Below are 20550 nucleotides of genomic sequence, written 5' to 3'. Positions count from 1 at the left end.
GAGGTTGCACCATGAAGTACACCCTGACCCGGATTGACCCGGATGCGCCCGTTGAGCGCTACCCCCAGGAACAGCGCCAGACCGTCGATGATCCACTGGCGCAGCAAGCGACCCGCGGCATCATGATCGGGCGCCTCGAAGAGGTGCTGCAAGACACCGTCAACTGGGGCCGCAAGAACTCCCTCTGGCCCTACAACTTCGGCATCTCCTGCTGCTACGTGGAGATGTGTACCGCCTTCACCTCTCCCCACGACGTGGCTCGCTTCGGCGCTGAGGTCATACGAGCCTCCCCCCGTCAGGCCGACTTCATGGTGATTGCTGGCACCCCCTTCATCAAGATGGCCCCTGTCATCCAGCGGCTCTATGAGCAGTTGCTCGAGCCCAAGTGGGTCATCTCCATGGGGGCCTGTGCCAACTCCGGCGGCATGTATGACATCTACTCCGTGGTACAGGGGGTGGACAAGTTCCTGCCGGTCGATGTCTACATTCCGGGCTGCCCGCCCCGCCCCGAGGCCTTCCTGCAAGCCCTGATGCTGCTGCAGGAGTCCATCGGCAAGGAACGCCGCCCCCTCTCCTGGGTGGTGGGGGATCAGGGGATCTACCGTCCCCAGATGCAATCCGAGAAGGAACGCAAGCGCGGCGAGCGGATCAACGTGACCAACCTGCGCACGCCGGATGAGATCTGATCATGAAACTGACTCGAGAATTCCCAAGCAATTACACCATGGCCCAGTGGCAAACCGCCGATCACTCCGATGCCCAGGTGGTCGGCGAGCTGTTCGCCCACTTCGGTGCCGAGCGCTTCACCGTGCAGAGCACCCGTACCGGCGTGCCGGTCATCTGGCTCTCCCGGGATCTGCTGCTGGACGTGATGGGCTTCTTGCAAAAGCTGCCCTCCCCCTTCGTGATGCTGTTCGATCTCAGCGCCACCGACGAACGGATGCGCAGCCATCGCCACGGCCTGCCGGAGAGCGACTTTACCGTCTTCTATCACCTCATCTCCATCGACCGTAACGCCGACGTGATGCTGAAAGTGGCGCTCAAGGAGAGCGATCTCCATCTGCCCACCGTCAGCCGCCACTTCCCCAACGCCAACTGGTACGAGCGGGAAGTGTGGGATCTGATGGGGATCACCTTCGATGGCCACCCCCATCTGACCCGCATCATGATGCCCAAGAGCTGGCAAGGGCACCCCCTGCGCAAGGACTACCCGGCGCGCGCCACCGAGTTTGATCCCTTCATGCTCGATGCGGTCAAGCAGGATCAGGAGCAGGACAACCTGCTGTTCAAGCCGGAAGAGTGGGGCATGGCCCGCGGCAACGAGAACGAGGACTACATGTTCCTGAACCTCGGGCCGAACCACCCCTCCGCCCACGGCGCCTTCCGCCTGGTGCTGCAACTCGACGGGGAAGAGATCCGCGACTGCGTGCCCGACATCGGCTATCACCACCGCGGCGCCGAGAAGATGGGCGAGCGCCAGTCCTGGCACAGCTACATCCCCTACACCGACCGGGTCGAATACCTGGGCGGCGTGATGAACAACCTGCCCTATGTGCTGGCGGTCGAGAAGCTGGCCGGCATCAAAGTGCCGGCGCGGGTCGACATGATCCGGGTGATGATGGCGGAGCTGTTCCGCATCCAGAGCCACCTGCTGTTCCTTGGCACCTACATTCAGGACGTGGGGGCCATGACCCCGGTCTTCTTCACCTTCACGGACCGCCAGAAGATCTACACCATCATCGAGGCCATCACCGGAGCCCGCATGCACCCGGCCTGGTTCCGCATCGGCGGCGTGGCCCACGATCTGCCTGCCGGCTGGACCCGCCTCATCCAGGACAACCTGTTGAGCTGGCTGCCCAAGCGGTTGATGGAGTATGAAAAGGCGGCCATGCGCAACAGCATACTGCGGGGCCGCACCATAGGCGTCGCCGCCTACAACACGGCCCAGGCCCTGGCCTGGGGCACCACGGGGGGCGGTCTGCGGGCCACGGGGCTCAACTTTGACGTGCGCAAATGGCGCCCCTATTCCGGTTACGATCAGTTCGAGTTCGAGGTGCCGGTGGGCAGCAACGGGGACGCCTACGACCGCGCCACCGTGCGCATCGAGGAGATCCGCCAGAGCCTGTCCATTATCGAGCAGTGCATGAAAAACATGCCTGAGGGCCCCTTCAAGGCGGATCACCCACTCACCACGCCACCGCCCAAAGAGCGCACCCTGCAGGACATCGAAACCCTGATCACCCACTTCCTGCAAGTCTCCTGGGGGCCTGTCATGCCGGCCGCCGAGTCCTTCCAGATGATAGAGGCGACCAAGGGGGTCAACAGCTATTACCTGACCAGCGACGGATCCACCATGAGTTACCGGACCCGGATCCGCACCCCGAGCTTCGCCCACCTGCAGCAGATCCCCTCGGTGATCCGCGGCCAGATGGTGTCGGATCTTATCGTCTACCTGGGCAGTATCGATTTCGTTATGTCAGATGTGGATCGTTGAGTCCTCTCGCCCCGGCAGCCGGGGCGAAGGGCAAGACGCGCAGTAAAGGGACAAGCCACAAAAGGTCAAGTCATGAGCCAATGTCAGTGTCACAATAACCAGACCCCACAAGGGCAAGGGGCATGCAGCAGCCAGCAGGGAGATTTCGTCCTGAGCCAGGCTGAGCGCGATGCCATCGAACACGAGAAACACCACTACGAAGATCCCCGTGCAGCCAGCATCGAAGCGCTCAAGATAGTGCAACAGGCCCGTGGCTGGGTGCCTGACGGCGCCATTCACGCCATCGGCGCCGAGCTCGGCATCCCCGCCAGCGATGTGGAAGGGGTCGCCACCTTCTACAGCCAGATCTTCCGCCAGCCGGTGGGTCGTCACATCATCCGCGTCTGCGACAGCATGGTCTGCTACATCAACGGCCACGAGCAGTTGCTTGCCGGTCTGAAAGAGGTCGTCAATCTGGCCCCTGGTCAGACCTCCCCGGATGGCCGCTTCACCCTGTTGCCCGTCTGCTGCCTCGGCAACTGCGACAAGGGGCCGGCCATCATGATCGATGACGATACCTATGGCGGACTCGATGCCGTCAGCCTGCTGAAAACCCTGGAGGCTTACCCATGAGCATTCAGCCAGGCAAGACGCTTGCCTCCCTCGGCACCGCCAACCACATCCCCCGCACCGCCGAGACTCACCCTCTCACCTGGCGCCTGCGGGACGACGGCCAGCCGGTCTGGCTCGAGGAGTATCAGGCAAAACAGGGCTATGAGGCCGCCCGCAAGGCCCTTGGCCAGATGAGCCCGGATGATATCGTCAGCACCGTCAAGGATGCCGGCCTCAAGGGACGCGGCGGCGCCGGTTTCTCCACCGGCGTGAAGTGGGGCCTGATGCCCAAAGACGAGAGCATGAACATCCGTTACCTGCTCTGCAACGCCGACGAGATGGAACCCAATACCTACAAAGACCGCATGCTGATGGAGCAGCTGCCCCACCTGCTGATCGAGGGGATGATCATCAGTGCCCGGGCTCTCAAAGCCTATCGCGGCTACATCTTCCTGCGCGGCGAGTACGTGGATGCCGCCATCCACCTGCGCCGCGCCGTGGAAGAGGCCAAGGCCGCGGGGCTCCTTGGCAAGAACATCCTGGGCTCGGGCTTTGACTTCGAGCTGTTCGTCCACACCGGCGCAGGTCGCTACATCTGCGGCGAAGAGACGGCCCTCATCAACTCCCTGGAAGGACGGCGCGCCAACCCGCGGGCCAAACCCCCCTTCCCCGCCGTCTCCGGCGTCTGGGGCAAGCCGACCTGCGTCAACAACGTCGAAACCCTGTGCAACGTGCCCGCCATCATCGGCAACGGTGTGGCCTGGTATCAGGGGTTGGCACTGCCGGGTTCGGAAGATCACGGCACCAAGCTGATGGGCTTTTCCGGCAAGGTCAACAATCCCGGCCTGTGGGAGCTGCCCTTTGGCATCACCGCCCGCGAGCTGTTCGAAAACTACGCCGGCGGCATGAAGCCCGGCTATCGCCTGAAAACCTGGCAACCGGGCGGCGCCGGCACCGGCTTCCTGCTGCCCGAGCACCTGGATGCCCAGATGTACGCTGGCGGCATCGGCAAGGTGGGCACCCGCATGGGTACGGGCCTTGCCATGGCGGTGGATGACAGCATCAACATGGTCTCACTGCTGCGCAACATGGAGGAGTTCTTTGCCCGCGAATCCTGCGGCTGGTGCACCCCCTGCCGCGACGGCCTGCCCTGGAGCGTCAAGATCCTGCGGGCGCTGGAGCGGGGCGAGGGCCAACCCGAGGATCTCGCGACCCTGGAACAGCTCGTCAGTTTCCTGGGCCCGGGCAAGACCTTCTGTGCCCATGCCCCCGGCGCCGTCGAGCCCCTTGGCAGTGCGATGAAGTATTTCCGGTCCGAGTTCGAGGCCGGGGTCAAGGCCCCCCATGACAATCACAAGCTGTTCAAGGGTATCCAGCCCAACCTGCTGGGCGAGCGCTGGTAAGCGCCAGGACGCATCGGGCAATAGCCGATTTCATAAAACAGGTTTCAGGGAAGTTGTATGGCAACCATTCATGTAGACGGTAAAGAGTACGAGGTAGACGGGGCAGACAACCTGCTGCAAGCCTGTCTGTCGCTGGGGCTGGACGTCCCCTATTTTTGCTGGCACCCGGCGCTGGGTAGCGTCGGTGCCTGCCGCCAGTGCGCGGTCAAACAGTATCAGAATGCCGACGACAAGCGCGGCCGCCTGGTCATGTCCTGCATGACCCCCTCCACCGATGGCACCTATATCTCCATCGAGGATGAAGAGGCGAAGGAGTTTCGCAAGACGGTGGTGGAGTGGCAGATGACCAACCATCCCCACGACTGCCCGGTGTGCGAAGAAGGTGGCGCCTGCCACCTGCAGGACATGACGGTAATGACGGGCCACAACAGCCGCCGCTACCGTTTCACCAAGCGCACCCACCAGAATCAGGATCTGGGCCCCTTCATCAACCACGAGATGAACCGCTGCATCGCCTGCTACCGCTGCGTGCGCTATTACAAGGATTACGCCGGTGGCGAGGATCTCGGGGTCTATGGCGCCCATGACAACGTCTACTTCGGCCGGGTCGAGGATGGCACCCTGGAGAGCGAATTCTCCGGCAACCTGGTGGAGGTCTGTCCCACCGGCGTCTTCACCGACAAGACCCACTCCGAGCGTTACAACCGCAAGTGGGACATGCAGTTCGCCCCCAGCATCTGCCAGGGGTGCTCGGTCGGCTGCAACATCAGCCCGGGTGAGCGCTACGGCGAACTGCGCCGCATCGAGAACCGTTTCCACGGTGCCCTGAACCACTATTTCCTCTGCGATCGCGGCCGCTTCGGCTACGGTCACGTCAATCTGACCGACCGCCCGCGCCAGCCCCTGCTGCAGGATGGCAGTGACAAGCTGGCCATCACGGTGGATGGTGCCCTGAACCGGGCGGCGGATGCGCTGCGCACCGCCAGCGGCATCATCGGCATCGGCTCACCCCGCGCCTCCTTGGAGAGCAACTTCGCCCTGCGCGAACTGGTGGGGGCCGCCAACTTCTACTCCGGGGTCGAGCAGAGCGAATGGAAATGCCTGCAGAAGATGCTGGACATTCTGGAGCACGGCGGCGTGCGCACTCCCAGCCTGCGCGACATGGAAGAGGCCGACGCCGTGCTGGTGCTCGGGGAAGATGTCACCCAGACCGCCGCCCGCATCGCCCTGGCCCTGCGCCAGGCGGTGAAAGGCAAGGGGCGCGAAATTGCCCGCAAGCTGAAGGTGGATCTCTGGCAGGTCGCTGCCGTGCAGACCCTGGCCCAGAACCAGCGCTACCCCTTGCTCATCACCAGTCTGGATGCCACCCGCCTGGATGACGTGGCGAGCAGCACCCTGCACGCCCCCCACGCGGATCAGGCGCGCCTCGGGTTTGCCATCGCCCACCTGCTGGACGCCAGTGCACCTGCACCAACGGATCTCTCCCCCGAACAGCAGGCCCTCGCCGCCCAATGGGCCGACCTGCTTGGCAACGCCAAAAAGCCCCTCATCATCGCAGGCAATGGTGCCCGCAACGAGGCGCTGATCGAAGCGGCCAGCAACATCGCCCGCGCCCTCAAGGACCGTGGCCAGGCCGCGGAGCTTGCCCTGGTGGCTCAGGAAGCCAACAGCCTGGGGCTGGCCATGCTGGCCCGGCATGCCGCCCCGCTGGAGGCAGCCCTCGAGCGCATGGAAGGGGAAGAGAGACTTGCCCTGGTCGTTCTTGAGAACGACCTCTACCGCCGAGCCCCCCGCAGCCGGGTGGACACCGCCCTGGATCGCCTGCAACACCTGCTGGTCATCGACCATCAGGAGACGGCCACCGCGAAGAAGGCGGGTCTGGTGCTGCCTGCCGCCAGTTTTGCCGAAGGCGATGGCACCCTGGTCAACATGGAAGGCCGCGCCCAGCGCTTCTTCCAGGTCTATGCTCCCGCCTTCTACAACGCCGATATCCAGGTGCGCGAGAGCTGGCGCTGGCTGGATGCCCTGCAAGGGAGCCAGCAACCGCGTTCGGTTCGCTGGAACACCTTCGACGATGTGAGTCGCGATTGCGCCGCCAGCGCCCCGCTGCTCACCACCATGGGGGAAGCTGCCCCCAACGCCGGCCTGCGCATTCGCGGCATGAAGCTCGCCCGGGAGCCGCACCGCTACAGTGGTCGCACCTCCATGCTGGCGAACCAAAACGTGAGCGAGCCCAGAGTCGCCCAGGATCCCGATTCACCGTTCGCCTTCTCCATGGAAGGCTACGCCGGTGCCCGCCAGCCCCTCTCCCAGGTACCGTTTGCCTGGGCGCCGGGCTGGAACTCCCCCTCCGCCTGGAACAAGTTCCAGGACGAGGTGGGTGGCAACCTGCGTGCCGGGGATCCCGGTCGCCGCCTGCTGGAGCCGGGCGAAGGCAACCTGGGCTGGTTTGGTGCCATCCCGGCCCCCTTCCAGCCCGCCGCATCCCTGCAGGTGGTGAGCTATGACCAGCTGTTCGGTGGCGAGGAGCTCTCCGCCAGAAGCCCGGTCATCCAGGCTCGCATGGGGGAACCCACCCTGGTACTGAACCCGGCGGATGCCGCGCGCCTGGCACTGTCCCCTGACGCGCTGGTGGCCTTCTCCTGGGGTGGCAACCACTGGCGCCTGCGTCTGCGCCTGAGCGATGCGCTGGCTCCGGGCCTGGCAGGGTTGCCACTCGGGGTGAACGGCCTGCCGACCGCCCTGCACCACGCCCTGATCGATAACCTGCAGGAGGTCATCGCATGAGCGACTCTCTGATGGATCTGCTGATCGAGGTCGGCAAGGCCCTGGTCGTGCTCGTGGGGATCGTGGGGGCTGGCGCCTTCATGAGCTTCATCGAGCGCCGCCTGCTGGCACTGTGGCAGGACCGTTACGGCCCCAACCGGGTTGGCCCCTTCGGCCTGCTGCAACTGGCCGCCGACATGGTCAAGATGTTCTTCAAGGAGGACTGGATCCCGCCCTTTGCGGATCGCCGGATCTTCGTGCTGGCCCCCATCATCGCCTTCACCGCCTTCATCCTGGCGTTTGCGGTGGTGCCCATCACCCCCACCTGGGGTGTGGCGGATCTCAACGTGGGGCTGCTCTATATCCTGGCGATCGCCGGGCTGGCGGTCTATGCCGTGCTCTTCGCAGGCTGGTCGAGCAACAACAAGTACTCCCTGCTCGGCAGCCTGCGCGCCTCGGCCCAGACCCTCTCCTACGAGGTGTTCCTTGGCCTCTCGCTCATGGGCATCGTCATCCAGACCGGCAGCTTCAACCTGCGTGACATCGTCGAGGCCCAGGCCGGCATGTGGAACGTGATCCCCCAGATCCTGGGCTTCGTCACCTTCCTGTTTGCCGGGGTCGCCGTCACCCACCGCCACCCGTTTGACCAGCCGGAGGCCGAGCAGGAGCTCGCCGACGGCTATCACATCGAGTACGCGGGCATGAAGTGGGGTCTCTTCTTCGTGGGGGAGTACATCGGCATCGTGCTGATCTCTTCGCTCATCGTGACCCTCTTCTTCGGTGGCTGGCACGGCCCCTGGCTGCCGCCCTTCATCTGGTTCGCCCTGAAGACAGCCTGTTTCATGGTGTTCTTCATCCTGCTGCGGGCCTCCCTGCCCCGCCCGCGCTTCGACCAGGTGATGTCCTTTGGCTGGAAAGTGTGCCTGCCCCTGACCCTGCTCAACATGCTGGTCACCGCTGCCGTGGTGCTGATGAATGCGTGAGCAAAACGAGATGGACATGACGATGATTCGGCCGTCTGCGGCAAGGAAACGCCCAGACGCCAGTGCTGATAAATGTGCAGTGAGGCACCTATGAAAATTACGAGCATTATCAAGGGTGTTGGCACCCAGTTGCGCAGTCTTGGGATGGTCTTCTCCCATGCCTGGCGCCCCCGTGAAACCCTGAGCTACCCGGAGCAGCCGGTCTACGCCGCCCCCCGTTTTCGCGGTCGCATCGTACTGACCCGGGATCCCGATGGGGACGAACGCTGCGTGGCGTGCAACCTGTGTGCGGTCGCCTGCCCGGTCGGTTGCATCTCCTTGCAGAAGTCGGAGCGGGAAGATGGCCGCTGGTACCCGGAGTTCTTTCGCATCAACTTCTCCCGTTGCATCTTCTGCGGCCTGTGCGAGGAGGCCTGCCCCACCACCGCCATCCAGCTGACGCCGGATTTCGAGATGGGGGAGTATCGTCGCCAGGATCTGGTGTACGAGAAGGAAGATCTGCTGATAAGCGGCCCCGGCAAATACCCGGACTACAACTTCTACCGCATGAGCGGGATGGCCATCGACGGCAAACCCAAAGGGGATGCCGAGAACGAAGCCAAGCCCATCGATGTCAAGAGCCTGCTGCCCTAGGAGTCAATCATGGAACTGGCATTCTATGCCGCGGCCCTGGTCGCCGTTTACAGCACGCTGCGGGTGATCAGCACCAGCAACCCCATGCATGCGCTGCTCAATCTCATCATCTCCCTCATCGCCGTGGCCATGATCTTCTTTTGCCTGGGCGCGGCCTTTGCGGGGGCCCTGCAGGTGATCGTCTACGCCGGCGCCATCATGGTGCTGTTCGTGTTCGTGGTGATGATGCTGAACTTGGGGAGCGCCCAGGATCAGGAGAAGAAGTGGCTCACCCCCATGACCTGGGGTGGCCCGGCCCTGCTCTCCCTCATTTTGCTGGGCTTTCTGGCCCACGGCATTCTCGGCGTGACCGGCGGTGAACTGGGTCTGACCGAGGTCAGCGCCAAGGAAGTCGGTATCGCCCTGTTCGGCCCCTATGTGCTGGCGGTGGAGCTCGCCTCCATCCTGTTGCTGGCGGGTCTGGTCACCGCCTATCACCTGGGCCGCGAGGACAAGAGCGGGGAAGTGCTCTCCGTGCCTCGCACCACACAGGAAGGAGGTCAGCAATGAGCGACATCCCCGTGGTGATGCATGGCTCGCTGCCGGCAGCCCGCCCCCTTTCCATCCAGCAAGCACAAGGAGCATGGCGATGAGTGGAATTCCCATGGAGCACGGCCTCCTGCTGGCGGCCATTTTGTTTGCCATCGGCCTGTGCGGCCTGCTGATACGCCGCAACCTGTTGTTTATCCTCATGAGTATCGAAATCATGATGAACGCGTCCGCCCTGGCGTTCGTGGTGGCGGGTAGCCGCTGGGCCCAGGCCGACGGCCAGATCATGTACATACTGGTGATTTCTCTGGCGGCAGCGGAGGCCAGTATCGGCCTCGCCCTGTTACTGCTGCTCTATCGTCGTTACCACACCCTGAACGTGGACACTGTGAGCGAGATGCGCGGATGAGCCTCCTATATCTGACTTTCCTGTTCCCGCTGCTGGGATGGCTGCTGTTGGCCTTCTCCCTCGGCCGCCTCGGCGAGCGCACCTCGGCGCTCATCGGTGTCGGCAGCATCGGTCTCTCGGCCCTCACTACCCTGTGGGTCGGCATCGATTTTCTCAATACCATGCCGGAAGGCGGCGTCTATACCCAGACCCTGTGGCAGTGGATGACGGTGGGCGAGTTCCAGCCCGCCTTCCGTCTCTCCCTGGACGGGCTGTCACTGACCATGCTGGGGGTCGTGACCGGGGTGGGCTTCTTCATCCACCTGTTCGCCTCCTGGTACATGCGTGGGGAAGAGGGGTATTCACGCTTCTTCACCTACACCAACCTCTTCATCGCCAGCATGCTGTTCCTGGTGCTGGCCGATGACCTGCTGTTCGTCTATCTGGGCTGGGAAGGAGTGGGGCTGTGCAGCTACCTGCTGATCGGCTTCTACTACAAGGATCGCAACAACGGCGCCGCCGCCCTCAAGGCGTTCGTGGTGACCCGGGTCGGCGACGTCTTCCTCGCCATCGGGCTCTTCGTGCTCTATCGCGAGCTCGGCACCCTCAACATTCACGAGCTGCTGGTGCGCGCCCCCGCGATGTTCGCAGAAGGCTCCCCTGCCCTGTCGTTCGCCTGCCTGATGCTGCTCGGCGGCGCGGTCGGCAAATCCGCCCAGCTGCCGCTGCAGACCTGGCTGGCGGACGCCATGGCGGGCCCGACCCCGGTCTCGGCGCTGATCCACGCGGCCACCATGGTGACCGCTGGTGTCTATCTCATCGCCCGCACCCACGGCCTCTTCCTGCTGGCTCCCGAGATCCTCCATCTGGTGGCCCTGGTTGGTGCCATTACCCTGGTACTGGCGGGCTTCGCCGCCCTGGTACAGACCGACATCAAGCGGATCCTGGCCTACTCCACCATGAGCCAGATAGGCTACATGTTCCTGGCCCTGGGGGTCGGTGCCTGGGAAGGGGCCATCTTCCACCTGATGACCCACGCCTTCTTCAAGGCGCTGCTGTTCCTCTCCGCAGGGGCCGTCATCGTTGCGACCCACCACGAGCAGAACATCTTCAAGATGGGGGGCCTGCGCAAATCGCTGCCGCTGGTCTACGCCTGCTTCCTGGTGGGGGGCTCGGCCCTGGCCGCGCTGCCGCTGGTGACCGCCGGTTTCTACAGTAAAGACGCCATCCTCTGGCAGGTGCAGGCCAGTGGCCAGAGCGCCCTGCTGTGGGCCGGTCTGGGTGGTGCCTTCCTCACCTCCCTCTACACCTTCCGCCTCATCTTCATCGCCTTCCACGGCAAGGAGCAGACCCAGGCTCACGCCGGACAGGGCCTTGCCCACCATCTGCCACTGCTGGTGCTGCTGGTGCTCTCCACCGGAGTCGGCGCCCTCATCGTGCCGCCGCTGGCAGGAGTGCTGCCGGCCGGCCCGGGAGATCACATCGAGGAGGGACGCCATGGCCTCGAGATCCTCTCCGGCGTCATCGCCGTGGCAGGCATAGCGCTGGCCGCCTTCCTCTTCCTCGGCGAACGTCGCCTGGCGAAGGGGATCGCACAGAGCGCACCGGGGCGGGCTCTGTCCACCCTCTGGTTCAATGCCTGGGGCTTTGACTGGCTTTATGACCTGATTTGGGTCAAGCCCTACCTGCTGGCGACTCGCCTGCTCGGCAAGGATCCGCTGGACAGGATGATGAACCTGCCCGCCGTACTGGCCCAGGGGGGGCATCAGCTGCTGGCCTGGACCGTCTCCGGCAAGTTGCGCTGGTACGCAGCCTCCATGGGGATGGGCGCCGCCCTGATCCTGGCCCTGCTGCTGCTCGGCTGATCCATGAGCCCAATATTGTGTGGCAGGCTCAGCGCCTGCCCGACTAGAACCTAGATGAGAGCTGATATCGTGACCTTACTCTGGATCTTGCTAATTCCCTTCATCGGCGGCTTGCTCTGCTGGCAGATGGAGCGGCTCGGCGGACAGTTTGTCCGCTGGGTGGCCCTCGCCTCCATGAGCGCCTGTCTGGTGCTCTCCAGCGCCATCTGGCTCGGTGGTGACTTCACCCTCGCCAACCCTGGCCTCCCCGTCTGGGCAGCCGAGTGGCAACAACCCTGGATCCCCCGCTTCGGCATCTCCCTGCACCTCGCCGTGGACGGGCTGTCGCTCCTGATGGTGATCCTCACCAGCTTCATCGGCGTGCTGGCCATCCTCTGTTCCTGGAAGGAGATCGTCCAGCGCATCGGCTTCTTCCACCTCAACCTGCTGTGGATCCTGGGGGGCGTGCTCGGCGTCTTCATGGCGGTGGATCTGTTCCTCTTCTTCTTCTTCTGGGAGATGATGCTGGTGCCGATGTACTTCCTGATCGCGCTCTGGGGCCACTCGGTCACCGATGGCAAGTCGCGCATCAACGCCGCCACCAAGTTCTTCATCTACACCCAGGCGAGCGGCCTCATCATGCTGGTGGCCATCCTGGGCCTGGTACTGACCCACCACGCCGCCACCGGTGTCTTCACCTTCAACTATCAGGAACTGCTCAACACCCCCATGAGCAGCACGGTACAGTGGCTGCTGATGCTGGGCTTCTTCATCGCCTTCGCGGTCAAGATGCCCCTGGTGCCGCTCCATGGCTGGCTCCCTGATGCCCACAGCCAGGCGCCCACCGCAGGCTCCGTGGATCTCGCGGGCATCTTGCTGAAAACCGCGGCCTACGGCCTGCTGCGCTTTACCCTGCCGCTCTTCCCCGAGGCGTCCGCCGAGTTTGCCCCCTACGCCATGGTGCTCGGCCTCATCGGCATCGTCTATGGCGCCCTGTTGGCCTTTGCCCAGACCGACATCAAGCGGCTGGTTGCCTACACCAGCATCTCCCACATGGGCTTCGTGATGATCGCCATTTACTCCGGCAGCGAGCTCGCCCTACAGGGTGCCGTGGTACAGATGATTGCCCACGGGCTCTCGGCCGCCGGCCTCTTCATTCTGTGCGGCCAGCTCTACGAGCGTCTGCACACCCGGGATCTGCGCCAGATGGGCGGTCTCTGGGGACGGCTGCGCTACCTGCCCGGCGTGATGCTGTTCTTCTCCGTTGCATCCCTCGGGATGCCGGGGACCGGCAACTTCGTCGGCGAGTTCCTGATCCTCATCGGCAGCTTCCAGGTGGCCCCCATCATCACCATCATCGCCACCTTCGGGCTGGTGCTGGCCTCGGTCTACTCCCTCATCATGCTGCAGCGTGCCTGCTTCGGGACGCCCCGGGAGGAGAGCATGCTCAAGGGGCTGGATACCCGGGAGCTGACCATGATGCTGACCATCGCCGGCCTCTTGGTGCTGCTCGGTCTTTATCCCCAGCCGGTGCTCGACACCGCCAGCAGCAGCCTCCTGAGCGTGCTGCACTGGTACGCGCTGCCGGGCACGGGGGCGCTGCAATGATGCTTTCTCTTTCGCCTTCCTTGTCCATGTCGGGAGCACTGTCATGACGTTTACTGTTTCTCAACTGCTGGCCCTGCTGCCCCTGTTGCTGACCACGGGGGCCATGGTGGCCCTGATGCTGGCCATCGCCTGGAAGCGCTGTGACGACACCGCCTTCGTGGTCACCATCATCGGCCTCAACCTCGCGCTCTTCTCCCTGCCCATCGTGATGGCCCAAGGGGATCAGGGGGTCACTCCCCTGCTGCAAGTGGACGCTTACGCGGTCTTCTACATGGGGCTGGTGCTCATCGGGGCCCTGGCCACCTGCACCTTCGGTCGCACCTGGCTCAAGGGCTATCCGGACAACCGGGAAGAGTTCTACCTGCTGCTGCTTATCGCCACCGCCGGTGGTCTGGTGCTGGCGGCCTCCCGTCACCTCGCCTCGCTCTTCATCGGGATCGAGATGCTGACCCTGCCCATGTTCGGTCTGGTGGGGTATGCCTATCGCGAGCGGCGCTCGCTGGAAGCCAGCATCAAGTACATGGTGCTCTCCGCCAGTGCCACCGCCTTCCTGCTGTTCGGCATGGCACTGCTCTACGCCCAGGCCGGAAGCCTGAGCTTCAGCGATCTCGGTGTGACCCTGGCCCAGAGCCCGGCTCACCATCCGCTGCTGATGGGGGGCTTTGGCCTGATGCTGGTCGGCTTTGCGTTCAAGCTGTCCCTCGCCCCCTTCCACCTCTGGACCCCGGACGTCTATGAAGGGGCGCCGGCACCGGTGGCCACCTTCCTCGCCACCGTCAGCAAGATAGCCGTGTTCTGCGTGCTGCTGCGCTTCTACCTGGCAGTACCCGCCACCTCGGATCCCATGATCCACTGGCTGCTGGCGGCCATGGCGGTCGTCTCCATCGTGGTCGGCAACCTCCTGGCGCTGATCCAGACCAACATCAAGCGGATGATGGGTTACTCCTCCATCTCCCACTTCGGCTATCTGCTGGCGGTGGTGGTGGCAAGCCGCCTCGGCGAGATGCCGGTGGAAGCGGCGGGTGTCTACCTGCTGATGTACCTGTTCACCAGCCTGGGGGCCTTCGGCGTCATCAGCATGATGTCCAGCCCCTATCGCGGCAAGGATGCGGACTCCCTGCACAGCTATCGCGGTCTGTTCTGGAAGCGCCCCTATCTGACGGCGGTGATGACGGTGATGATGCTCTCCCTCGCGGGTATCCCCATGACGCTGGGCTTCATCGGCAAGTTCTACCTCATCGGCGTCACCGTCGATGCCAAGCTGTGGTGGCTCAGTGGCGCCATCGTGCTCGGCAGTGCCCTGGGGCTCTACTACTACCTGCGGGTCATGGTCACCCTCTACCTGCGTGAACCCGGCATGCAACTGCGCGATGCCAGGGCCGACTGGGCCTTCTCCTCCGGGGGCCTGGTGGTGCTGCTCTCAGCCATTCTGGTGGTATTGCTCGGCATCTACCCCCAGCCCGTCATCAGCCTGGTGCAGGGCTTCCAGCACGTGGTGCTGCGCTAGCCTCAGGTTCAGTTCACACAGCAAAACCGGCCTCCGTGGCCGGTTTTTTATGTCCGCCAAGGCCCGGTCCGGCTTGCCCGTCTGGCAGGCGATACCAGATCGGTCCTCTCAATCCATGCCATATCCTCCAGCAAGCAGCTGGCGGAGCAGCGAGCTGAAGATGGCCTTGCCCCCATCGTGCTCGCCTCCTCCTGCCCTCCCCATTCTCAGACACATGCCCATAAAAAAACCGGCCACTGGGGCCGGTTTTTGGTTTCTTGCTGGCGCTTAACCCAGGCGAACCCGAGCATTGCGGAACATGCGCATCCAGGCGCCATCCTCTCCCCAGTTGTCCGGGTGCCAGGAGTTGGCCACGGTGCGGAACACCCGCTCCGGGTGCGGCATCATGATGGTGGCGCGGCCGTCCGCACTGGTCACCGCGGTGATACCGTCAGGGGAGCCGTTGGGGTTGGCCGGGTATTGCACGGTGACGTTGCCGCGGTTGTCCACGAAACGCAGCCCCACCAGACCGCTCTGTTGCAGCGCAGCCAGGTGAGCGGCATCGCGCACTTCCACTCGCCCTTCCCCGTGGGAGACGGCAATCGGCATCACGGAACCCGCCATCCCGGCGAAGAAGGCGGACGGGGAGTCCTGCACTTCCACCAGGCTGAAGCGCGCCTCGAAGCGCTCGGAGCGGTTGCGCACGAAGCGCGGCCAGAGATCGGCCCCCGGGATGAGGTCGCGCAGGTTGGACATCATCTGGCAACCGTTGCACACCCCCAGGGAGAGGGTATCGCCGCGCTCGAAGAAGCGCTGGAACTGCTCACGGGCGTTGTCGTTGAACAGGATGGACTTGGCCCAGCCTTCCCCAGCACCCAGCACGTCGCCGTAGGAGAAGCCGCCACAGGCCACCAGGGTCTGGAAATCTTCCAGCTTGATGCGCCCCTCGAGGATGTCGCTCATGTGCACGTCGACAGCGGTGAAGCCGGCGCGGTCAAAGGCGGCCGCCATCTCCACGTGGGAGTTGACCCCCTGCTCGCGCAGCACCGCCAGACGGGGAGAAACCCCGCGAGCGATATAGGGCGCGGCCACGTCGTCGGACGGGTTGTAGGTGAGCCTGGCCTGCAGACCCGGGTCGGTGGCGTCCTGGCGGGCGGCATGCTCCTGATCGGCGCACTCCGGGTTGTCACGCAGGCGCTGCATCTGCCAGCTGGTCTCGCCCCAGATGGTGCGAAGGGCGGTGCGGCTGGCGCGATACACCTCGCTGCCGGCACGCTGGAACAGGATGAGGTCGTCTTCGCGCACCGTGCCCAGCACATGGGAGCAGGCTGCCAGACCGTGACCGGCCAGCAGGGTCAGCACCGCTTCCTTGTCTTCGCGACGAACCTGGATGACGGCCCCCAGCTCCTCGTTGAACAGGGCCGGCAGCAGGTCGCCACCCACGCGATCGAGCTGTATGTCGAGGCCGCAGTGACCGGCAAACGCCATCTCGGTCAGGGTGACGAAGAGGCCGCCGTCGGAGCGGTCGTGGTAGGCAATCAGCTTGCGATCCGCCACCAGCGCCTGGATGGCGTTGAAGAAGCCCTTGAGCTGGACCGGGTTGTCCAGATCCGGGGCACTTTGCCCAAGCTGGCGGTAAACCTGGGCCAGGGCCGAGGCGCCGAGGCGCTGCTTGCCGTTGCCAAGGTCGATGAGGATAAGGTCGGTCTCACCGAGATCGGTGCGCAGTTGCGGGGTCACGGTATTGCGCACGTCCTCGACCCGGGCAAACGCCGAGATGAGCAGGGAGAGCGGCGAGGTGACGCTGCGCTCTTCCCCGTCCTGCTGCCAGCGGGTCTTCATGGACATGGAGTCCTTGCCCACCGGGATGGTGATGCCAAGGGCCGGGCAGAGCTCTTCGCCCACCGCTTTCACGGCTTCGTAGAGACCCGCATCTTCCCCCGGGTGGCCGGCTGCGGACATCCAGTTGGCGGAGAGCTTGACCCGCTTGAGGGAGCCGATATTGGCCGGTGCCAGGTTGGTCAAGGCCTCGGCCACCGCCATGCGGGCGGAGGCGGCATGAGAGAGCAGCGCCACCGGGGTGCGCTCGCCCATGGACATGGCTTCACCGTGGTAGCTGTCGTAGGTCGCGGCGGTGACGGCGCAGTCAGCCACCGGGATCTGCCAGGGGCCGACCATCTGGTCGCGGTTGACGAGGCCCGTTACGGTGCGATCGCCGATGGTGATGAGGAAGGACTTCTCCGCCACGGTCGGCAGGCGCAGCACGCGCTCGGCGGCGTCGCTGAGGGTGATGCCGTCCAGTTGCAGCGCCTTGCCCTGGGCGGGCAGGCTCTGCACGTCGCGGTGCATCTTGGGCGCCTTGCCAAGCAGCACGTCCAGCGGCAGATCGATGGGCTGGTTGTCAAAGTGATCATCAGAGAGAGTGAGATGCTTCTCTTCGGTGGCGGTGCCGATGACGGCATAGGGGGCGCGTTCGCGCTCGCACAGGGCCTTGAACAGAGGCAGCTTGTCCTGGGCCACAGCCAGCACATAGCGCTCCTGGGATTCGTTGCACCAGACTTCCAGCGGGCTCATGCCCGGCTCGTCGTTCGGAATGGCACGCAAGTCGAAGCGACCACCACGCTCCCCGTCGCTCACCAGCTCCGGCATGGCGTTGGAGAGACCACCGGCGCCCACGTCGTGGATGAAGACGATGGGGTTGTCGTCCCCTAGTTGCCAGCAGCGGTCGATCACTTCCTGGCAGCGACGCTCCATCTCGGGGTTGTCACGCTGCACGGAGGCGAAGTCGAGATCTTCGGCAGACTGACCGGACGCCATGGAGGAGGCTGCGCCGCCACCCAGGCCGATGTTCATGGCCGGACCACCCAGCACGATGAGGGCCGCCCCCACCGGGATCTCCCCTTTCTGGACGTGCTCGCTGCGGATGTTGCCGATGCCACCCGCCAGCATGATGGGCTTGTGGTAGCCGCGCACCTCGACGCCGTTGTGGCTCGGCACCTGCTCTTCGAAGGTACGGAAGTAACCCAGGATGGCAGGGCGACCGAATTCGTTGTTGAAGGCGGCGCCGCCAAGGGGCCCTTCCTGCATGATGTCAAAGGCGCTGACGATGCGGCTCGGCTTGCCGAAGTCCTGCTCCCAGGGCTGCTCGAAGCCGGGGATGCGCAGGTTGGAGACGGAGAAGCCCACCAGGCCCGCCTTGGGTTTGGCGCCACGCCCTGTCGCACCCTCGTCGCGGATTTCGCCGCCGGAGCCGGTGGCGGCACCCGGGAAGGGAGAGATGGCGGTCGGGTGGTTGTGGGTCTCCACCTTCATCAGGATGTCGACGCGCTCCTGGTGATACTGGTACTCACCGTTGGCGGGGCTCGGGAAGAAGCGGCCACCCTGGCTGCCTTCCATCACCGCGGCGTTGTCTTTGTAGGCAGACAGGACATGGTCCGGCGTCTGCTCGAAGGTGTTCTTGATCATCTTGAACAGCGACTTGGGCTGCTGTTCGCCGTCGATGGTCCAGTCGGCGTTGAAGATCTTGTGACGGCAGTGCTCGGAGTTCGCCTGGGCAAACATGTAGAGCTCGATGTCGTTGGGATTGCGACCCAACTTGGTGAAGTTCTCCACCAGATAGTCGATTTCATCGTCGGCCAGCGCCAGACCGAGCACCACGTTGGCTTCGGCCAGGGCGGCGCGACCACCACCCAGCACATCTACCTGGGTAAAGGGGCGCGGCTCGTGGTGAGCAAACAGGGCGGCGGCCTCGTTCATCTCGGCAAAGACCACTTCCATCATGCGATCGTGCAGCAGGGCCGCGATCTCGCTACGCTGGGCCACGCTCAGCTCACCCTTGGCCTGCACATAATAGGCAATGCCGCGCTCCAGCCGCTTGACCTGTTTCAGGCCGCAGTTGTGGGCGATGTCGGTTGCTTTGGAAGACCAGGGGGAGATAGTGCCGGGGCGGGGGGTAACGAGGAACAGCTGACCGCTGGGGGTGTGTTCCGGGATGGTCGGGCCGTAGCGCAGAAGCTGGCCCAAGGTCGCTCGCTCGGGGGGCGACAGCGGGCTCGTCAGCTCGGCAAAATGCACGTATTCCGCATAGACGCTTGCTATCTCTACTCCTCTCTGTGCGCAGCTCTGCAGCAGCTTGTGGACACGAAACTCAGACAGTGCTGGGGCACCACGCAAGATTTCCATATACCTTTCTCACCAAGTTTTAGAGTGTGGGGGGATTTGAGACGCGCGTATTATAGGGATCAGGCCCATCCTGAACAAACGTTTTTCTCATCTCGCGCGGTGTGACTCCCTTCATACTCTCTGGTATAAAGGTGCCTCTTTTTTGACAAATGCCGATTTTTTCAACAAGGGTACTCACCTACTTGCGCTGCATTTTTCGACTGTTCATCGGGATGATGTTGACGCTGGCCCTGGCCGGTTGCGACTTCTACCACCCCTCCAGCCAACTGGAGCAGATCCGCCAGCGAGGCGAGATCCGGGTTGGCACCCTCTATGGCCCCACTTCCTATTACCAGCGTGACGACACCGCACTGGGGTTCGACTACGAGCTGGCGCAGCTTTACGCCGACTGGCTGGGGGTCAAGCTGACCATAGTACCGGCCTACAGCACCGCCGAGCTGGTCGAGCAACTGCAAAAGGGCAAGCTGGATCTCGCCGCCGCCGCCATCGTCGTGACCCCGGAGCGGCGCAAGCTGTTCCGCTTCGGCCCAGGCTTCTACCAGGTCTCCCCCAAGCTGGTCTATCGCAACGGCTCCTCCAGGCCCAAGAACCTCGGTGACATCAAGGGCAACATAGTGGTGCCGGCGGGTTCCACCGGCGAGGACCTGATGAAGGAGCTGGCCAAGCAGTACCCCAACCTGAAGTGGAGCACCAATCGGGATGCGGACGTGGAGGAGCTGCTCAAGCAGGTCGCCGACGGCAAGGTGGACTACACGGTGGTGCAGGACACCATACTGGCCCGTACCCAGCGCTACTACCCCGAACTCACCGAAGGCTTGACCCTCGCCAGCAAGCAGACCGTGGCCTGGGCCATGACCAAGCTGCCGGACGACAGCCTCTATGCCAGCATCATCGACTTCTTCGGTCAACGCTTCATGGATGGCGCCATCGCCAAGCTCGACGAGAAGTACTTCGGCCACGTGCAGAACTTCGACTTCGTCGACACCCGTACCTTCCTGCAACGGGCCAAGAGCCTGCTGCCCAAGTACCAGGCGCTGTTCCAGACCCACGCCAAGGATATCGACTGGCGGCTGCTGGCCGCCATCAGCTATCAGGAATCCCACTGGGATCCCCAGGCTCGCTCCTACACCGGGGTGCGCGGCATGATGATGCTCACCGGCCCGACCGCCAAGGCGATGGGGGTAAACGATCGCACCCACCCGGAAGAGAGCATCAAGGGGGGCGCCCGCTACCTGCAGGAGATGATGGCGAAGGTGCCCGACTCGGTCCCGGCGGACGAGAAAGTGTGGTTTGCCCTCACCGCCTACAACATCGGCTACGGCCACATGATGGATGCCCGCCGCCTGACCAAGGAGCTGGGCAAGAACCCGGACGCCTGGAGCGACGTGAAAGAGGTGCTGCCCCTGTTGCAGCAGTCACGCTGGCATCGCAAGGTGCGCTATGGCTATGCCCGTGGCGGCGAGGCGCGCAACTATGTCAACAACGTGCGCCAGTACTACCAGAGCCTGCTCTGGCTCGACAACGAACAGCAGAAGGCCCATCGTCGGGAGGAGCTGGACGAGGACGACAGCAGCGAGCCGGACATGCCGGCGCAGCGTCCGGCCATCATCGCCGAAGTGGTCAAACAGATCATCACCCCCTAGC

Annotated in this window: 14 protein-coding genes; 13 read left to right on the top strand and 1 reads right to left on the bottom strand. The window is 64.0% G+C overall.

From position 1 onward, the window contains the following. Nucleotides 1-11: 11 nt before the first annotated feature. From AB5Y47_RS02285 to nuoN, 12 genes are all read left to right on the top strand, one after another. Nucleotides 12-686, top strand: a complete 675-nt coding sequence (locus tag AB5Y47_RS02285; protein WP_010675028.1) for an NADH-quinone oxidoreductase subunit B family protein — start codon at nt 12-14, stop codon at nt 684-686. A 38-nt stretch (nt 687-724) separates the two neighbouring features. Continuing rightward, nucleotides 725-2494: an NADH-quinone oxidoreductase subunit C/D gene (gene nuoC, locus AB5Y47_RS02280; protein ID WP_341769819.1), complete on the top strand. Its 1770-nt coding sequence runs from the start codon at nt 725-727 to the stop codon at nt 2492-2494. 72 nt (nt 2495-2566) lie between these two features. After that, on the top strand, nt 2567-3106 hold the full coding sequence (gene nuoE / locus AB5Y47_RS02275; RefSeq protein ID WP_010675030.1) for an NADH-quinone oxidoreductase subunit NuoE: 540 nt from the start codon (nt 2567-2569) through the stop codon (nt 3104-3106). Next, nucleotides 3103-4488, top strand: a complete 1386-nt coding sequence (gene nuoF / locus AB5Y47_RS02270) for an NADH-quinone oxidoreductase subunit NuoF (RefSeq protein WP_368219741.1) — start codon at nt 3103-3105, stop codon at nt 4486-4488. The genes nuoE and nuoF overlap by 4 nt, the downstream gene beginning before the upstream one ends. 57 nt (nt 4489-4545) lie before the next feature. Next, on the top strand, nt 4546-7275 hold the full coding sequence (gene nuoG / locus AB5Y47_RS02265) for an NADH-quinone oxidoreductase subunit NuoG (protein ID WP_368219739.1): 2730 nt from the start codon (nt 4546-4548) through the stop codon (nt 7273-7275). After that, nucleotides 7272-8237 carry an NADH-quinone oxidoreductase subunit NuoH gene (gene nuoH, locus AB5Y47_RS02260; RefSeq protein WP_010675033.1) on the top strand — a complete coding sequence of 322 codons (966 nt, stop codon included), beginning with the start codon at nt 7272-7274 and terminating at the stop codon, nt 8235-8237. Before nuoG ends, nuoH begins: the two co-directional genes overlap by 4 nt. A 90-nt stretch (nt 8238-8327) precedes the next feature. Continuing rightward, on the top strand, nt 8328-8870 hold the full coding sequence (gene nuoI, locus AB5Y47_RS02255; protein WP_010675034.1) for an NADH-quinone oxidoreductase subunit NuoI: 543 nt from the start codon (nt 8328-8330) through the stop codon (nt 8868-8870). Between the two features lie 9 nt (nt 8871-8879). Then, the gene (nuoJ, locus tag AB5Y47_RS02250; RefSeq protein WP_010675035.1) at nt 8880-9419 is read left to right on the top strand and encodes an NADH-quinone oxidoreductase subunit J; all 540 of its coding nucleotides are present in this window, start codon (nt 8880-8882) and stop codon (nt 9417-9419) included. Between the two features lie 79 nt (nt 9420-9498). Then, on the top strand, nt 9499-9807 hold the full coding sequence (nuoK, locus tag AB5Y47_RS02245) for an NADH-quinone oxidoreductase subunit NuoK (RefSeq protein WP_010675036.1): 309 nt from the start codon (nt 9499-9501) through the stop codon (nt 9805-9807). Next, nucleotides 9804-11651, top strand: coding sequence for an NADH-quinone oxidoreductase subunit L (gene nuoL / locus AB5Y47_RS02240; protein WP_239053701.1), 1848 nt, complete (start codon nt 9804-9806; stop codon nt 11649-11651). Before nuoK ends, nuoL begins: the two co-directional genes overlap by 4 nt. 69 nt (nt 11652-11720) lie before the next feature. After that, nucleotides 11721-13238, top strand: coding sequence for an NADH-quinone oxidoreductase subunit M (nuoM, locus tag AB5Y47_RS02235; RefSeq protein ID WP_219603701.1), 1518 nt, complete (start codon nt 11721-11723; stop codon nt 13236-13238). 43 nt (nt 13239-13281) lie between these two features. After that, entirely contained in the window at nt 13282-14745 is a 1464-nt protein-coding gene (gene nuoN, locus AB5Y47_RS02230; protein WP_010675039.1) for an NADH-quinone oxidoreductase subunit NuoN, read from the top strand. A 267-nt stretch (nt 14746-15012) separates the two neighbouring features. Here the strand turns inward: nuoN and purL are convergent, their stop codons facing one another. Further along, complete coding sequence (gene purL / locus AB5Y47_RS02225; protein WP_368219736.1) at nt 15013-18906, bottom strand: phosphoribosylformylglycinamidine synthase; 3894 nt, start codon at nt 18904-18906, stop codon at nt 15013-15015. 149 nt (nt 18907-19055) lie between these two features. On the opposite strand from purL, the gene mltF reads away from it, so the two are divergent. Continuing rightward, nucleotides 19056-20549 (top strand): membrane-bound lytic murein transglycosylase MltF, encoded by a 1494-nt coding sequence (gene mltF / locus AB5Y47_RS02220; RefSeq protein WP_319891492.1) that lies wholly within the window; start codon nt 19056-19058, stop codon nt 20547-20549. Nucleotide 20550: the final 1 nt, after the last annotated feature.

It is taken from the genome of Aeromonas sp. R7-2, assembly GCF_040908105.1.
Lineage (GTDB): Bacteria > Pseudomonadota > Gammaproteobacteria > Enterobacterales > Aeromonadaceae > Aeromonas > Aeromonas caviae.
This window is presented reverse-complemented; position numbering and strand designations above follow the sequence as displayed.

Bases quoted from the DNA above. Each gene is read 5' to 3' on its own strand.
- nuoH (WP_010675033.1), top strand. From the start codon at position 7,272: ATGAGCGACTCTCTGATGGATCTGCTGATCGAGGTCGGCAAGGCCCTG.
- nuoF (WP_368219741.1), top strand. From the start codon at position 3,103: ATGAGCATTCAGCCAGGCAAGACGCTTGCCTCCCTCGGCACCGCCAAC.
- nuoG (WP_368219739.1), top strand. From the start codon at position 4,546: ATGGCAACCATTCATGTAGACGGTAAAGAGTACGAGGTAGACGGGGCA.
- nuoE (WP_010675030.1), top strand. From the start codon at position 2,567: ATGAGCCAATGTCAGTGTCACAATAACCAGACCCCACAAGGGCAAGGG.
- nuoI (WP_010675034.1), top strand. From the start codon at position 8,328: ATGAAAATTACGAGCATTATCAAGGGTGTTGGCACCCAGTTGCGCAGT.
- mltF (WP_319891492.1), top strand. From the start codon at position 19,056: ATGCCGATTTTTTCAACAAGGGTACTCACCTACTTGCGCTGCATTTTT.
- purL (WP_368219736.1), bottom strand. From the start codon at position 18,906: ATGGAAATCTTGCGTGGTGCCCCAGCACTGTCTGAGTTTCGTGTCCAC.
- nuoK (WP_010675036.1), top strand. From the start codon at position 9,499: ATGAGTGGAATTCCCATGGAGCACGGCCTCCTGCTGGCGGCCATTTTG.
- nuoJ (WP_010675035.1), top strand. From the start codon at position 8,880: ATGGAACTGGCATTCTATGCCGCGGCCCTGGTCGCCGTTTACAGCACG.
- nuoN (WP_010675039.1), top strand. From the start codon at position 13,282: ATGACGTTTACTGTTTCTCAACTGCTGGCCCTGCTGCCCCTGTTGCTG.
- nuoL (WP_239053701.1), top strand. From the start codon at position 9,804: ATGAGCCTCCTATATCTGACTTTCCTGTTCCCGCTGCTGGGATGGCTG.
- nuoC (WP_341769819.1), top strand. From the start codon at position 725: ATGGCCCAGTGGCAAACCGCCGATCACTCCGATGCCCAGGTGGTCGGC.
- AB5Y47_RS02285 (WP_010675028.1), top strand. From the start codon at position 12: ATGAAGTACACCCTGACCCGGATTGACCCGGATGCGCCCGTTGAGCGC.